Raw genomic sequence first — 14,669 nt, forward strand, 5'->3', positions numbered from 1 at the left:
TGGATATCACCATGTTCGAAATACGCGCCAACGATAGCAGCGGATCGCGAAAGCGCAAGTTCGCGTCTGACAGCCTCACTGGCGATCGACGCGGCCTCGGCCTATAAGGGGCAAACCGCGCTGCGGCATTTTTCGCTGACGGCCTCTCACAGGCAGGGGGACATGGGGAAAGTTACAGGCCTTCGGGAAGACGACAGAGGTTTGGTCAGGGATTTCCTGGGCGCAGGCAGTCCGCGCGCCAGCGGCTTCATCGTCACGCTTTACGGCGATGTCGCCGCGCCGCGCGGCGGCATCTTGTGGATGGGCACGCTGATCGAAAGCTGCGCGGCGCAGGGCATTTCCGAAAGCCTGGTGCGCACCGCCGTTTCACGGCTCGTCGAAAACGGCCGGCTGGCGGGCGAGCGCATCGGCCGTAAGAGCTATTATCGGCTGACAAAAGCGGCCGAGGCTGAGTTTTCCCGCGCCGCCGAAATCCTCTATTCGCCGCCGCCGTCGTCGAAACGCTTTCTGCTGGCGCTCGGCGCGCGCGACCTGCCGGAGGGCTGGGCGCGGATCGGCCCGGAGGCGGCGCTTGCGCCGGAAGGCACGGCGCGCCCGCGAAACTGCGTCATACTGGCGACGGAAACGCTTGCCGGCGTCGAGAGCCTTCCCGAGCTTGCCCGAAGGCTCTGGCCGCTTGAGGCCGTCGGCGCGGCCTATCGCGATTTCATCGAGACATTTTCGCCGATCCATGCCGCGCTTTCTGCCGGCCCGCCGCCTGACGGCGCCACCGCGCTGGCGCTGAGACTGAGGCTTGTCGATCATTTCCGCGCCGCGGCCCTTGCCGATCCGCGCCTTCCGGCGCAAGCGCTGCCGGCTGACTGGCCGGCGAACGCGGCGCGCCGGCTTTTCGTCACGCTTTATCTGAGCGTGGCGGCAGAGGCCGACCGCCATATCGGCCTCGCTTTCCGCAACAGCGACGGCCTTCTGCCGGAACAGACCGCAATGACGGATTTCCGCATCGACGCCCTGCGCCGGGAAATTGCGGCCTAGCGCAAACCATCTCAGCGCGGGCGCTTTTCCGCATGAAGCTCGCCCGTTGCCAGCACCGGCGAGGCGTCGATTCCCTCGGCGTCCAGCATGGTCGCAACCCGCTCGAGCGAGGCGATCAGCTGGGCCTGTTCCCAGTCCTTCAATGATTCGAAAGCTTGCACATAGCGCTGCTGCAAAGCGTCCGGCGCGCTCTCGACCATGGCGCGACCGGCATCGGTAACGGTGACATTGGTCTGGCGGCGGTCGGTCTTCGACGGCACCCGCTCCACCATGCCGCGCGTGACAAGCTTGTCGACCAGCGTGGTGACGGAGGCCTGGCGGATGCCCATCTGGGTTGCCAGCGCCTTCGGCGTGACGCTGCCACGCTCCTCGACGATCTGCAGCACGCGCAATTGCGCGGGCGTCAACCGGGCCGATTGCGCCAGATCGCGTTCATAATTTTCTGTGGCGCGGAGAATTCGCCTGAGTGCGATCAGGCTCTGATCAACGCGGTCAACGGGTGTCGTCGTCATGTCTCCATTATTGCACGAAGAGAAAGCCCTTCAACAGCGAAAAAAACTACATAGATAATTAGCCTCTATGAATCTTCTACACCCCTTGAGAATCATGGATTTGTGGTTGAATTGACTGTTTTCGCTCATTTTTATGGTTTTGTGACGATACCCTTTTAAGGGTTGATGTTTTCGAAAGAGTTATTTACTTAGGACGCCTAACTAAATGAAACGAGGTCATACGATGTCCCGGAATGTTGCCAAGCCCCGATCCAGCATGCCCCGCCTGCGCAAGCCCACTGCAGCGGACGGGGCCCAGATCTGGTCGCTCGTGAAGAGCTGCAAGCCGCTCGATGAAAATTCGATGTACTGCAATCTCATTCAGGCAGAACATTTTTCCGACACCTGCGTGGTCGCCGAACGCGATGGCGAGATCGTCGGCTGGATTTCCGGTCACCTCATTCCGGCCAGGCAGGAACTGTTCGTCTGGCAGGTCGCCGTCGGCGAGAAGGCCCGCGGCCTCGGCCTTGGCAAGAAGATGCTGTTCGAACTGATCGAGCGCGATGTCTGCGACGACGTCACCCATCTGAAGACGACGATCACCGAGGACAATGACGCCTCCTGGGGCCTGTTCAAGAGTTTTGCGCGCACGCTCGGCGGCGAGCTGACCGACGAGCCGCATTACGAGCGCGACACCCATTTCGACGGGCATCACGATACCGAGCACATGGTGACGATTACCGTGCCGGACGCCCGCGCGCTGGCGAACGCCGCCTGAGCCGAAAGCCCGACCCCCTTTTCCGAAAAATCGCTTCAAGCGAAAGGACGACTCATGCCTATCGACATGATCAAGAACGATGTTTTCAAGCGCCGCGAGAGCGCGGCGCGCTCCTATTGCCGCAGCATGCCGGCGACCTTCACCCGCGCCAGCGGCTCGGAGATTTTCGACAAGAACGGCAATCGCTGGATCGATTTCCTCGCCGGCTGCTCCTCGCTGAATTACGGCCACAATGATGCCGACATGAAGGAAGCGCTGATCGAGCACATTTCCTCAGACGGCATCGCCCAGGGTCTTGACCTTCATACCGACGCCAAGAGTGATTTCCTGAAGGCGATGGAAACCCACATCCTGAAGCCGCGCGGCATGGACCACAAGGTGATGTTCACCGGCCCGACAGGCGCCAACGCCGTCGAGGCGGCGATGAAGATCGCCCGCAAGTCGACCGGCCGCACCAATATCATCGCCTTCACCAACGGCTTCCACGGCGTGACCATGGGCGCGCTGGCAGCGACGGGTAATGGCTATCATCGCGGCGGCGCTTCGATGGACACCTCCGGCGTCACGCGCATTCCCTATGACGACTATGCCGACGGCGTCGACAGCGCCGCTCTTCTCGAGCAGATGCTTGCCGACCCGTCCAGCGGCGTCGACGAACCGGCCGCGATCATGTTCGAGACCGTGCAGGGCGAAGGCGGGCTCAATGCCGCCTCTCCCGAATGGATCCGCCGCATGGCCGAGATTGCCCGCAATCACGGCGCCCTGCTGATCATCGACGACATTCAGGCCGGCTCCGGCCGTACCGGCCATTTCTTCTCGTTCGAGGAAATGGGCGTGACGCCGGATATCATCACCATGGCGAAATCCGTCTCCGGCTTCGGCCTGCCGATGGCGCTGGTTCTGGTCCGGCCCGAACACGATGTCTTCGGCCCGGCAGAGCACAACGGCACCTTCCGCGGCAACACCCATGCCTTTGTCACCGCGCGCGTCGCCATCGAGAAGTTCTGGACCGACGACGCCTTCCAGAAGGAACTGGCAGACAAGAGCACGATGCTGACCGGCGCGCTGACGCGGATTGCCGCCGAAATTCCCGGCGCGACGCTGAAAGGCCGCGGCCTGATGCAGGGCGTTGATGTCGGCACCGGCGAACTGGCGGAAGAAATCTGCGCCCGCGCCTTCGATAAGGGCCTCATCATCGAAACATCCGGTAATGAGGACCAGGTGGTCAAGGTGCTCGCACCGCTGACGACGTCGGAAGAAACCTTCGCCGAGGGCTTTGACATTCTTATCGAGGCCGTCCGCGAGACGATGGCCGCCAAAACCCAGATTGCAGCGGAGTAATTCGTAATGATTGTACGCGACCTGAACGAAATCTTGAAAAACGACAAGGACCGCGTGGTTGCCGACGCCAAATGGCGTTCGATCCGTATGCTGCTTGCCGGCGACGGCATGGGCTTTTCCTTCCACATCACCATTCTGGAAGCAGGCTCCGAGCACACGTTCGAATACAAGCACCATTTCGAAAGCGTATACTGCATCAGCGGCAAGGGCTCGATCACCGATATCGCCACCGGCGAAACGCACCAGATCAAGCCCGGCGTGATGTATGCGCTGAACGAACATGACCGGCACATCCTGCGCTCCGAGGAGGAGCTGGTGATGGCCTGCTGCTTCAATCCCCCGGTCACCGGCACGGAAGTGCACCGGGAAGACGGATCCTATGCCCCGGCGGAGGAAAATGCCTGAAACCATGGCCCATACAGTCGAAAAGATTGGCGGGACATCCATGTCCCGCATCAATGAGCTGCGCGACACGCTGATCATCGGCGATCGCAAGACGTCAGAGCTTTACGGCCGCATTTTCGTGGTCTCCGCCTTCGGCGGCATCACCAACCTGCTGCTGGAGCACAAGAAGACCGGCGAGAACGGCGTTTACGCCGCATTCGTCAACAATCAGAGCCACCATGGCTGGCATGACGCGCTGGATCGCGTTGCCGATGCCATGAAGGAAGCGCATTTCAAGGTGCTGGACAATCCGGCCGATATCGAGCGCGCCGATGCCTTCGTGCAGGAGCGCATTCTCGGCGCGCGCAACTGCCTGATCGACCTGCAGCGCCTGTGCTCCTACGGCCATTTCCGCCTGTCGGAGCATATGAGCCAGATTCGCGAGTTGCTGTCCGGCCTCGGCGAGGCGCATTCGGCCTTTGCCACGACGCTTCTTCTGAAGCGCTCCGGCGTGAATGCCCGTTTCGTCGACCTTTCCGGCTGGCATGACGAGGGTGATCTCTCGCTTGATGACCGCATCCGCCAGGGCATTGATGACATTGATCTTGCAACCGAGATGCCGATCGTCACCGGTTACGCGCAATGTATCGAAGGGCTGATGAGCGAGTTCGACCGCGGCTATTCCGAAGTGACCTTTTCGCGCCTTGCCGCCCTTTCCGGCGCCAGCGAAGCGATCATTCACAAGGAATTCCACCTGTCCTCCGCCGATCCGGCGCTCGTCGGCGCGGACGCCGTGCGCAAGCTCGGCCGCACCAATTACGATGTCGCTGACCAGCTTTCCAATCTCGGAATGGAAGCGATCCACCCGAAGGCGGCGAAGACGCTGCGCCGAGCCGCCGTGCCGCTGCGCGTGACCAACGCCTTCGAGCCGAAAGATCCCGGCACGCTGATTGACGACCAGCCGGCGGCCAAGCCCGGCGTCGAGATCGTCACGGGACTGGAGCTCTACGCGCTTGAACTGTTCGAGCAGGACATGGTCGGCGTAAAGGGCTATGACGCGGCGATCCTTGAGGTGCTGACGCGCCACAAGGTGCGCATCGTCTCGAAGGTCTCCAACGCCAACACGATCACCCATTACGTCGACAGCTCGCTCAAGGTGCTGCGCCGCGTGGAGAAGGATCTGTCCGAGCGCTGCCCTTCGGCGGAAGTCACGTCGAGGGCAATCGCCATGGCCTCGGTCGTCGGACGCGACCTGAACGGCCTTTCGGTCCTGACGCGCGGCCTTCAGGCCATTGCCGCCGCCGGCCACGAGGCGATCGGCGCCAGCCAGGGCCCGCGCAATGTCGACGTCCAGTTCATCGTCGACCGCGACGCGCTGGACCCGGTGATCATTGCGCTGCACCGCGCGCTGGCCGAGCCGGAACGCCCCGCCCTTTCAAAGGCGGCGTGATTGCCGGCAGGCAAATCAACATGACGGAGAGGGGTCAAGGCCGGTCAGAACATGACCGGCCTTTCCTTTTGTTCAGCGCGCCGCACAGATGGTGGCGCGGCTGTTCGACCAGCACCCGCCCTTGCCCAGCTGAAAATCGTCCCCCAGCCAGCCCTGGGCATGGGTCGCGCCCGGCTCGCCGTTCCAGTGGCCCGAGGCAAAACCGTTTCCGTCCGGACTGAGCTCGGCGAAATAGTCGGGCATGTCGTTCACGCGGTCGGTGTTGATCCAGAGCCTTCCGGACCCGTCATTGTCCATCCAGATCGGGCAATCGCCGCGCCGGTCGATATAGGTCATGCCGTCGACGATCAGCCTGCAGCTTCCCTGAATGACGGTGGGTTCCCTTGTCGGCGGCGAGGCGGGCTGGGGCGCCGTTTGCGCCCCCGTTTGACGCGTGGCGGCTTGCCGACCGCTGGCGCAATCGCGCATCATGTCGAGCGCGGCCGCGGAACCGCTAAGCGAATATTCCGGCCCGTCCGGCTCGAAATTGAGGTTCAGCCGGCTGCCGCGCTTGACGGCCGCGATGAAATCCTGGTCGACCGTGGCCGTAACGGCATCGGAGAACTGCTCGAAACGCGTTGGGAAGCCACGGCCGTCCACGAGGACATTGTGCACGCCTTCAGCGCCGGTGAAATCGGAGACCAGACGATACTGCCCGTCGGAGAACTCGAACCGCATCATCCGGCCAAAGTAGTCCTGTTTCGAATTGTCGATCAGTTCGGCATAGCAGACGCCGGGGATCAATCGCTCGACCATCCATGTCTGGCCGCCGGCCGCCACCTTCGCGGCAAACGCATCCGGGTTGTTTTGCGCCGGGCGCGGGTTTGATGGCGCGCTGCACTGCTCGGCAAGCTCGGCGATATGCCGGCCGGCGCCGGTCACCGTGTCCTTGGTGTTGCGCATGCACCATGAAAAATGCATGTCCTTGTTATCATGGACGCCCCGCCCGAAATCGAGACAGTCCGGGTTCTTCATGATCGCCTCATGGGCGATCGCCGCCGAAAAGGCGGAGTACCAGTCACAGAAATTCTCGTCGGTCGGTTCATCCGCCGTCGCCGGGGATATCCCGGCAGCGGAAAGAACCATCAATGCGCACCCCAAAATTCGACCTACTGCTCTCATTGTTGTCGGGCCCCCTGCCCCTCTTAAAAAGCAACGGAACCAGCTTGCCAGAAAGCCACGCCTCCTGACAGCGCAAACACAAAACTGATATTTGAAAGTTTCAGGCTCGAACCCGTTGCTGGCAATCAGGGATCGGCGGCCTTGGCCCCGCCGGTCTCGGCGAGCGGCCCGACAGGGATAGATATCTCGGCGATCAATCCGAAATGATTGGAGCCGAGACTGTCCTCCATGCGGGCAAGCTTGTCGATATGCGCCGGCGGCCTGACCAGGATATGGTCGATAGGAAGACCGATCGAGGGCGCTCTGACCGGCCAGGTGCGCGGTTCATGCGCATGGGAGCGCAGGCCGGTCGACCCGATGAATGACTGGATATCCGGAGAGAGCAGCGATGAGTTGAAGTCTCCCCCGAGAATGATCGGCCCCTCGACCGTCCTGAGAAGATGCCTCGCCCGCGCCAGTTCCTCTTGCTGGAGATCATCGAAATAAGGCTTGGTCAGATGCATCGCCACAAGCGTGACCGAAGTTCCTTCGACCTCGATGCGCGAACGTATGAAGCGCCTGGACGCGAGCTCGCCGAGAGAAAAAAGGCTCACGTCCTGCAAAGGAAACTTCGAAAGGACAAGCAGGTCATCACTGCGTTCGACACGCTCGCAACCGGCGCAATAGGGATAGGTTTCGGAAAGCGCGTCGAGATGACGCCAGATCGGGCTTGATTCCAGCGCGTAGACGACATCGGCATCCTGCGCCTTCAGCCAGTCGGCAATGGCTGCCCCATTTCTGTTGCGGTGGAGCATGTTGAACTCGATGAGCTTCAGGGTGGCATAACGCTGACCGCCCTCACGCTCCGGCTGAACCATCCCATGGTGCAGCCAGCCGACCCAGACCGCGAGAATGACGGCACCCGCCAGCGGAAGCGCGGCCCATGGCGAGCGGACAAGCGCCCAAAAAATGAGTGAGAAGAAAATGGCCGCGACGGCAATATGCAAGCGCATGCCGCCGAGAAAGACGAATGGCCACGCCTGCGACAAGAACGGCAATACGCCCAGCGAGAGTGCAAGAACGGCGCAAATGCCGAACAGGGACCTGAGGAAGCACAAACTGAAATCCTGAAAAGAAGAGCATAAAATATCTTCTCACACTAGCATCCTGCCGGCGTGGCGGCAACGAGAAGGATGGCAGCTCTCCTTGCCCGAGCACAATTCTCCCTTCCCGCCAGTCCGCAATCTCGTCGAGACGCGTCCGGGATGCATCAAGGCAATTTTTTGCCTTAACCGACCGGGTGGTCAGGCGTTGCCCTCAACAGGTTGGCGAGATAAGCGCCGTAATCCGTCTTTCTGAAGCGTTCCGCATGCTTTTCCAGCATTTCGTCATCGATCCAGCCCTGGCGATAGGCGATCTCTTCCGGACAGCCGGACTGCATGCCCTGCCGAACCGAAAGGGTACGGACGAAATTGCCGGCATCGAGCAGGCTCGAATGGGTCCCTGTGTCAAGCCATGCATAACCGCGGCCCATGCGCTCGACGCTCAGCGTTCCCTCGTGAAGATAGCTTTCCAGAAGCGCAACGATCTCGAGTTCGCCGCGGGGCGAAGGCTTGACGGAACGCGCGCGCGCCGGGGCCTCGCCGTCCAGGAAATAGAGCCCGGTCACCGCATAGTTCGACGGCGGCACCTCCGGCTTCTCGATGATTTCTCTCACGCTGCCGGTCTTGTCGAAGGCAACGACGCCGTAGCGTTCCGGATCGGCGACGTAGTAGCCGAAAACCGTTCCGCCCTTCTCCTTGGCATCGGCGCTTCTCAGGATATCGGGCAGACCGTGACCGAAATAGATATTGTCGCCGAGCACCATGGCGGACGGCGCACCGGCGAGGAAATCCTCCGCCAGGATGTAGGCCTGGGCGAGGCCGTCCGGCGAAGGCTGGACGATATAGGTCAGGGAGAGCCCCCACTGGCCGCCGTCGCCCAGTAGCCGCCGGAACTGCGCCTGGTCGTCCGGCGTGGTGATGATGGCGATCTCGCGAATGCCGCTCAGCATCAAAACGGAAAGCGGATAGTAGATCATCGGCTTGTCGTAGACCGGCATGAGCTGCTTGGAAATTGCCAGCGTCAGCGGGTAAAGCCGCGTGCCGGAACCGCCGGCGAGAATAATGCCCTTGCGTTGGGTCATGGCTTTGCTCCGAGCGTTTCGAGAACGGCGTTCATGTCCATTTCCCAGTCCGGTCGCTGCAGGCCGAAGGCCGACAAGGATGCGCAGTCGAGGCGGGAGTTCAGCGGCCGGGCAGCGGGCGTGGGATAATCGGATGTCGGTATGTCATTGACGACGACATCCTTGCCGGCTGCCTTGAAGATCGCGCGGGCGAAAAAAGACCAGCTGACATTCGGCGCGCCGGAGAAATGGTAGATGCCGGATTTCCCGGGCTCGGCCATCAATTGCCCGGCGATCGTCCTGCAGGCTGCGGCAATGGCCCTTGCCGACGTCGGCCCGCCGATCTGGTCGCTGACGACATTGAGCGTGTCTCGGGTTTCGGCAAGACGCAGCATGGTTTTCACGAAATTGCTGCCGTGGGCGGAAAACACCCAGCTTGTGCGCAGGATCGCATGGGAAGGTCCGGCCTCCGCAATGGCGCGTTCACCGGCCAGCTTCGTCCTGCCGTAGGCACCAAGCGGCGCCGGTTCGCGGTCGGTCGAAAAAGGCGTTTCGCCCGTTCCGTCAAAAACATAATCCGTGGAGATATGAACCAGCGGGATGCCCAGTTCCGCACAGGCGCGCGCCATCGCGCCGGGCGCTTCGCCATTAATCGCGAGCGCGACGTTCTCTTCGCTCTCCGCCTTGTCGACGGCCGTGTAGGCGGCAGCATTGATGACGGCCTCCGGCGCAAGGCGCCTCACCGCCGCCCCGCAAGCGGCAGGGTCGGCGAGGTCCGCCTCTTCACGCGACAGGAAACGGGCGTCGGGCAGAATGTCGCGCAGTTCGCGCGCGACCTGGCCGGTACTGCCGAAAACGAGGATCATGCCTTCACTCCCAGTCTCGTCCCGACGCCCTTGCGGCCTTGCAGGGCGCGCCACCAGTCTTCATTGTCGAGATACCACTGCACCGTCTTCTCAAGTCCCTCCTCGACCGTCACTGAAGGCCGCCAGCCAAGCTCGTCCCGCGCGCGGCTCGGGTCGATGGCATAGCGCAGATCATGGCCGGGCCGGTCGGTCACGAAGGTGATCTGGTCCGCATAGGAACCGTGCGCAAGCGGACGCTTGTCGTCCAGAAGCGCGCAGATCGTCCTGACCAGATCGAGATTGGTGCGCTCGTTCTCGCCGCCGATATTATAGCTGCGTCCGGGCTTTCCCTTTTCCACGACCGTGAGAAGCGCTTCGGCGTGGTCTTCGACAAACAGCCAGTCACGGATGTTCTCGCCCTTGCCGTAGACCGGGATCGGCTTGCCGGCGAGCGCGTTGATGATCACCACCGGGATCAGCTTTTCGGGAAAATGATAAGGCCCGTAATTGTTGGAACAGTTTGTGACAAGCACCGGCAGGCCATAGGTCTCGTGCCAGGCGCGCACGAGATGATCGGAGGCGGCCTTCGACGCGGAATAGGGCGAACGCGGGTCGTAGGGCGTCGTCTCGGTGAACATGCCCGTGGGGCCGAGCGAGCCGAAAACCTCGTCGGTGGAGATGTGATGGAAGCGGAAGCCCTCCGGCCTTCCCTTGCCGGTCCAGTAGCTGCGCGCCGCCTCCAGCATGTTGTACGTACCGTTGATATTGGTCTCGATGAAATCGCCCGGACCGTCGATCGAGCGATCGACATGGCTTTCGGCGGCAAGATGCATCACCGCGTCCGGCGCATGCGTTTCGAAAACCCTGTCGAGCGCCGCGCGGTCACGTATATCGGCATGCTCGAACGCGTAGAGGGGGCTGTCGGCAACGCTTGCGACATTCTCAAGGCAGGCGGCATAGGTCAGCGCGTCAAGATTGACGACATGCATGCCGCGGGAGACGGCAAGGCGCACAACCGCGGATCCGATGAAGCCGGCGCCGCCGGTTACAAGTAGTTTCATGGCAAGGCCTCAATAAATAAACGGGCTCTGGAAATCCCTGAAGGACAGGGCATCCCGGTCCTTTGCCGAAACGGTGAATTGAACACCGGAGAGTGGCCATTCAATGCCGATATCCGGGTCATCGAAACGGACCGATCCGTCGCATTCCGGCGCGTAATAATCGGAGCATTTGTAAATGATCTCGCTATCGGGTTCGAGCGTCATGAAGCCATGCAGGAAACCGGCAGGGATCATCAATTGCCTGCCGTTTTCGAAGGAAAGTTCGAGGCCATACCACTGGCCGAAGGTTGGCGATCCGGCGCGGACATCGACGGCGACGTCATATATGCGCCCGCGACCGCACCGGACCAGCTTGGCCTGTGCATGCGGCGGTGACTGGTAGTGAAGTCCCCGCACCGTGCCGACCGTTCGCGACAGGGAATGATTGTCCTGCACGAAGTCGATATCGACCCCGAGACCGGACATCACCTTCCTGTTCCAGCTCTCGGAAAAGAACCCGCGCTCGTCGCCGAAACGCCTTGGCGTCAGAATAGCGAGATCAGGAATATGCGTCTTCTCAATTTCCATTTCAAAAAACACTCTAAACCGTTCGAATCTGCGACGGACAGGCTGGCTGCCAGACGGGGCGGGCAGCAGACCGCGATGGTATTGAGGCAAAACGCCGCAATGTCAAAACCGCGTTCCCCCGGAATTGCCGCCCATAGTCGGGACGGCTTACCAGCTTTACGATCCTATGTTGAGCAGAAAACGGTTGAAGAGGAACAGGATATTTGTGCAGGCAGACACAACTCAAGCCTGCCTGGCTGCCCCGCGTCTCCCGGGTGGGCGGAGGTCGCGAGTTCGATTTGAGGGGCCGCATTCGGGTATCGTTGCAGAGATTGGCCCCCGACACCGGCCGGGGGACATCGCGCCCGAAGGATCTGCAATTGCTTGTCCAAATGCCGGGAGCAACCGGCAGGGCGAAACCGGAAGGGCGGAACAACCGCCACGACCGGCGCTCCCCCGCGCGTTCAACGGACAGCACGGAGGGCAAGGCCTTTTTCAGCCTTCGTCTTCCTCGTCGTTAGCGAAGGAAACCAGCTTGGAGCTGTAAGTCTTCTCGCCAAGGCGATCGATCAGGTCGAGTTGAAGCTCAAGCCAGTCCTTGTGGCCTTCCTCGTCGAGCACGATCTTCTCAAACAGCATCCGCGTGCCGATATCGCCGAGTTCCGCGGCATGCTGCGCCGCCTCTGTATAGACGGCGATCGCCTCTTCCTCGTCGGCCTTGTCGGCCTTGAACATCTCGGGAAGGCTTTCGGCCTTCTGCGGGGGCTTGTCGAAGGCGATCTTCGGCGAAGCCTTGAGGAAAAACAGCCGCTCGATGAACAGGTCGGAATGGCCGAGTTCCTCCGACATTTCCTCGCGCATCTTCGCCGCCATCTTCGTCAGGCCCCAGTCCTCAAGCGTATGGGCATGCAGCTGATACTGATGGGCAGCGCTCATCTCCATGTTCACCGCACGCTGGAGATATTCGATCAATTTGGTGTTCTTCATCGCTGTCATCCTTTCCCGGTTAGCGGTTCACGGCGGTCGCTCAGCTCAGAAAGGCGCGTGGCGGCCAGTGTGCGTTGAACCGATCGTAAGACACATATGGCCTTGCCGTTCGCGCCGACAAGGGGCCGGCGTCGGGCACGACGACCTCAGCGCTGCGGCGGGGTGTCGCGAAAGGCCTTGAGGTAGTGTCTCTCGAAATAGCGCTTCAGCCAGTGGAACACCCGGCTCTTCGGCAAGACGATATTGTGCTTCAGATTGCGGAAGACGAGCATGCCGGCATCGAGCGTATCGACGATACAGATGAGCTCCGGCTTGAAGGCGCGGCGTGGCGCGGCGCCCTTCAAGGCGCGGGCAATGTTTTCCGCAGCCGCCATGCCCTGCAGATCGGCCTGGTGGGCCTGTTTGGGCATCCATTCCGGACCGGGAAAGGAGCCCGCGTCGCCGACGACCCAGAGGCCGTCACGACCGGAGACCCGGCACATCTCATCTGCCGCGATCATGCCGCCGGGCGAGAGCGGCAGGTCCGTGTTTTCCAGCCATGCCGGGCCGGTCAACCCCGGCATGAACAGGATCAGGTCGGCGGCAAAGGCGCCGCCTTCGGTGACGACTTCATCCTTTTCGAAGCGGACCATCTTGTGACCGAGCCGGGTCTCGATATCGCGCCGCTTCATTTCCTTCAGGAGACCGACGACGGCCTTGTCGCCAAGCCGCTGGCCCGGCCGGTCGGAGGGGTTGAAGAAGACCAGGCGGAACTTGTCGCGCCGCTTCTGTTTCCGGAGCAGGGTGTCGATGATGAACAGGAACTCGAACATCGGCCCGCCGCGCACGGCGCCCTGTTCCTTCGGGTTGGAGGCGAAACCGACGGCGATCGTGCCGCCGTCCAACGCCTCCAGTCGCCGCGCGATTTCCTCGCCGACGGCGATGCCCTCGCAGGGTACCAGCGCATGCTCGATGCCCGGCAGTTTCCTGATGAAGCGCGCGCCGGAGGCAATCACCACATGGTCGGCCCGGAAGGTGCCGTTTTCGGTGAGAACCGTGCGACCGTCTTCGGCAAGGCCGGTGACGCTACCGGACACATAGTCGATGCGATGCCTCTGAAAGAAGCCCGCAAGCGGCACTTTCAACTTCTCGCCCTGCCGCAAATGCGCCGGCAGCCAGATCGTGCTCGGAAGATAATGCAGGTCCGCGCGCGGAGAGATCATCCTGATCGTCACCGCGCTGTCGCGCTTGCGCAGTTCGCGCGCGGTGGTGAGAGCCGCGAACCCGGTTCCGATAATCGTCACATTGGTCATATCGATACGCCCATAATCTGTGTTTCTTCATATATACGTATATAAACTTCAATCGCAATGGTTTTCGATTTGTACTCGACAAAGATATGCCGGGGCGGGCGGCCCATTGCGATCATCACGGGCAGGTCAAGTCTTTTATTGCAAATCATTCTCAATTACATTAATGATGAAGGACGGCATCTGAACCGGCCCCCAACAGGAGTGCGCAATGTTGCAGACAAGACGGCGATCCATTCTGACCGCCATGACGGCTTTCGTCCTCTCGGCCGTTGTCACGGCCCTGCCGGCCAGGGCCGCAGAAAACGGCAAGCTGAAGGCCGTGACCACCTTCACGGTGATCGCCGATATCGCGCAGAATGTCGCGGGAGAGGCGGCGATCGTGGAATCGATCACCAAGCCGGGTGCGGAGATCCACAATTACGCGCCGACCCCGCGGGATATCCTGCGGGCCCAGAATGCCGACCTGATCCTCTGGAACGGGCTGAATCTGGAACTCTGGTTCGAGAAGTTCTTCCAGAACCTCAAAGACGTGCCGAGCGTGGTGGTCTCCGACGGCGTCGAGCCGATGAGCATTGCCGACGGCCCCTATCAGGGCAAGCCCAATCCGCATGCCTGGATGTCGCCGGCATCGGCCCTGATCTATGTCGACAATATTCGCGATGCCTTCGCGGAGCAGGATCCGGACAATGCCGAAACCTACAGGGCCAATGCCGAAGCCTACAAGCATGAGATCCGCGCCGCAGTCGGCCCGATCCAGGCAAAGCTCGACACCGTGCCGGAAGAAAAACGCTGGCTGGTTTCGAGCGAAGGCGCGTTCTCCTACCTCGCCCGCGATTTCGGGCTGAAGGAGCTCTATCTCTGGCCGATCAATGCCGACCAGCAGGGCACGCCGCAGCAGGTGCGCCATGTGATCGACGTCGTGCGCGAGAATGATATCAAGGTGGTGTTCTCCGAGAGCACGATCTCGCCCGCCCCGGCCGAGCAGGTCGCCCGCGAGACCGGCGCCGAGTATGGCGGCGTGCTCTACGTGGATTCGCTGAGCGAGGTCGACGGACCGGTGCCGACCTATATCGACTTGCTGCGGGTAACCTCGGAGCGGATCGCCGACGGATTGTCGGGCAATTCCTGATGGTCAGCGCTGCAACAGATTTCAAACCC

General features: G+C 61.6%; 15 protein-coding genes. 6 read left to right on the forward strand and 9 right to left on the reverse strand.

Annotated features, from left to right (window positions below):
- The first annotated feature begins 201 nt into the window (after positions 1-201).
- Positions 202-1,032, forward strand: a complete 831-nt coding sequence (locus FF124_RS01500; protein ID WP_210237415.1) for a PaaX family transcriptional regulator C-terminal domain-containing protein — start codon at positions 202-204, stop codon at positions 1,030-1,032.
- Between the two features lie 11 nt (positions 1,033-1,043).
- Here FF124_RS01500 and FF124_RS01505 read toward each other — a convergent pair whose 3' ends face one another.
- Positions 1,044-1,544: a MarR family winged helix-turn-helix transcriptional regulator gene (locus FF124_RS01505; protein WP_138746704.1), complete on the reverse strand. Its 501-nt coding sequence runs from the start codon at positions 1,542-1,544 to the stop codon at positions 1,044-1,046.
- A gap of 223 nt (positions 1,545-1,767) precedes the next feature.
- Here FF124_RS01505 and ectA point away from each other — a divergent pair, with 223 nt between their 5' ends.
- From ectA to FF124_RS01525, 4 genes are read left to right on the forward strand one after another with little or no spacing between them, the layout of a single operon-like run.
- On the forward strand, positions 1,768-2,301 hold the full coding sequence (gene ectA / locus FF124_RS01510; RefSeq protein ID WP_138746705.1) for a diaminobutyrate acetyltransferase: 534 nt from the start codon (positions 1,768-1,770) through the stop codon (positions 2,299-2,301).
- A gap of 54 nt (positions 2,302-2,355) precedes the next feature.
- A complete protein-coding gene (gene ectB / locus FF124_RS01515) occupies positions 2,356-3,642 on the forward strand; it encodes a diaminobutyrate--2-oxoglutarate transaminase (protein WP_138746706.1) in 1,287 nt (428 codons plus the stop codon).
- 6 nt (positions 3,643-3,648) lie between these two features.
- Positions 3,649-4,047 carry an ectoine synthase gene (locus FF124_RS01520; RefSeq protein WP_138746707.1) on the forward strand — a complete coding sequence of 133 codons (399 nt, stop codon included), beginning with the start codon at positions 3,649-3,651 and terminating at the stop codon, positions 4,045-4,047.
- A gap of 4 nt (positions 4,048-4,051) precedes the next feature.
- Entirely contained in the window at positions 4,052-5,476 is a 1,425-nt protein-coding gene (locus FF124_RS01525; protein WP_138746708.1) for an aspartate kinase, read from the forward strand.
- A 72-nt stretch (positions 5,477-5,548) separates the two neighbouring features.
- Here the strand turns inward: FF124_RS01525 and FF124_RS01530 are convergent, their stop codons facing one another.
- From FF124_RS01530 to FF124_RS01565, 8 genes are all read right to left on the reverse strand, one after another.
- Positions 5,549-6,601, reverse strand: a complete 1,053-nt coding sequence (locus FF124_RS01530; protein WP_138746709.1) for a hypothetical protein — start codon at positions 6,599-6,601, stop codon at positions 5,549-5,551.
- 161 nt (positions 6,602-6,762) lie between these two features.
- On the reverse strand, positions 6,763-7,734 hold the full coding sequence (locus FF124_RS01535) for an endonuclease/exonuclease/phosphatase family protein (RefSeq protein ID WP_138746710.1): 972 nt from the start codon (positions 7,732-7,734) through the stop codon (positions 6,763-6,765).
- 170 nt (positions 7,735-7,904) lie between these two features.
- Entirely contained in the window at positions 7,905-8,801 is an 897-nt protein-coding gene (rfbA, locus tag FF124_RS01540; RefSeq protein WP_138746711.1) for a glucose-1-phosphate thymidylyltransferase RfbA, read from the reverse strand.
- Positions 8,798-9,646 (reverse strand): dTDP-4-dehydrorhamnose reductase, encoded by an 849-nt coding sequence (rfbD, locus tag FF124_RS01545; protein ID WP_138746712.1) that lies wholly within the window; start codon positions 9,644-9,646, stop codon positions 8,798-8,800. Before rfbD ends, rfbA begins: the two co-directional genes overlap by 4 nt.
- Entirely contained in the window at positions 9,643-10,686 is a 1,044-nt protein-coding gene (gene rfbB / locus FF124_RS01550) for a dTDP-glucose 4,6-dehydratase (protein WP_138746713.1), read from the reverse strand. Before rfbB ends, rfbD begins: the two co-directional genes overlap by 4 nt.
- 9 nt (positions 10,687-10,695) lie before the next feature.
- Positions 10,696-11,253, reverse strand: coding sequence for a dTDP-4-dehydrorhamnose 3,5-epimerase (gene rfbC, locus FF124_RS01555; RefSeq protein WP_138746714.1), 558 nt, complete (start codon positions 11,251-11,253; stop codon positions 10,696-10,698).
- 474 nt (positions 11,254-11,727) lie between these two features.
- Positions 11,728-12,219, reverse strand: coding sequence for a bacterioferritin (locus tag FF124_RS01560; protein WP_138746715.1), 492 nt, complete (start codon positions 12,217-12,219; stop codon positions 11,728-11,730).
- 146 nt (positions 12,220-12,365) lie between these two features.
- Positions 12,366-13,511: an NAD(P)/FAD-dependent oxidoreductase gene (locus FF124_RS01565; protein WP_138746716.1), complete on the reverse strand. Its 1,146-nt coding sequence runs from the start codon at positions 13,509-13,511 to the stop codon at positions 12,366-12,368.
- Between the two features lie 208 nt (positions 13,512-13,719).
- Between FF124_RS01565 and FF124_RS01570 the strand changes: the two genes are divergently transcribed.
- Positions 13,720-14,640, forward strand: coding sequence for a metal ABC transporter substrate-binding protein (locus tag FF124_RS01570; RefSeq protein ID WP_138746717.1), 921 nt, complete (start codon positions 13,720-13,722; stop codon positions 14,638-14,640).
- Positions 14,641-14,669: the final 29 nt, after the last annotated feature.

Origin of the sequence: Martelella lutilitoris (genome assembly GCF_005924265.1) — a bacterium.
GTDB lineage: Bacteria > Pseudomonadota > Alphaproteobacteria > Rhizobiales > Rhizobiaceae > Martelella > Martelella lutilitoris.

Coding starts and splice junctions, on each gene's coding strand:
- FF124_RS01505 (WP_138746704.1), bottom strand. CDS start 1,544: ATGACGACGACACCCGTTGACCGCGTTGATCAGAGCCTGATCGCACTC.
- ectA (WP_138746705.1), top strand. CDS start 1,768: ATGTCCCGGAATGTTGCCAAGCCCCGATCCAGCATGCCCCGCCTGCGC.
- ectB (WP_138746706.1), top strand. CDS start 2,356: ATGCCTATCGACATGATCAAGAACGATGTTTTCAAGCGCCGCGAGAGC.
- FF124_RS01520 (WP_138746707.1), top strand. CDS start 3,649: ATGATTGTACGCGACCTGAACGAAATCTTGAAAAACGACAAGGACCGC.
- FF124_RS01525 (WP_138746708.1), top strand. CDS start 4,052: ATGGCCCATACAGTCGAAAAGATTGGCGGGACATCCATGTCCCGCATC.
- FF124_RS01530 (WP_138746709.1), bottom strand. CDS start 6,601: ATGGTTCTTTCCGCTGCCGGGATATCCCCGGCGACGGCGGATGAACCG.
- rfbA (WP_138746711.1), bottom strand. CDS start 8,801: ATGACCCAACGCAAGGGCATTATTCTCGCCGGCGGTTCCGGCACGCGG.
- rfbD (WP_138746712.1), bottom strand. CDS start 9,646: ATGATCCTCGTTTTCGGCAGTACCGGCCAGGTCGCGCGCGAACTGCGC.
- rfbB (WP_138746713.1), bottom strand. CDS start 10,686: ATGAAACTACTTGTAACCGGCGGCGCCGGCTTCATCGGATCCGCGGTT.
- rfbC (WP_138746714.1), bottom strand. CDS start 11,253: ATGGAAATTGAGAAGACGCATATTCCTGATCTCGCTATTCTGACGCCA.
- FF124_RS01560 (WP_138746715.1), bottom strand. CDS start 12,219: ATGAAGAACACCAAATTGATCGAATATCTCCAGCGTGCGGTGAACATG.
- FF124_RS01565 (WP_138746716.1), bottom strand. CDS start 13,511: ATGACCAATGTGACGATTATCGGAACCGGGTTCGCGGCTCTCACCACC.
- FF124_RS01570 (WP_138746717.1), top strand. CDS start 13,720: ATGTTGCAGACAAGACGGCGATCCATTCTGACCGCCATGACGGCTTTC.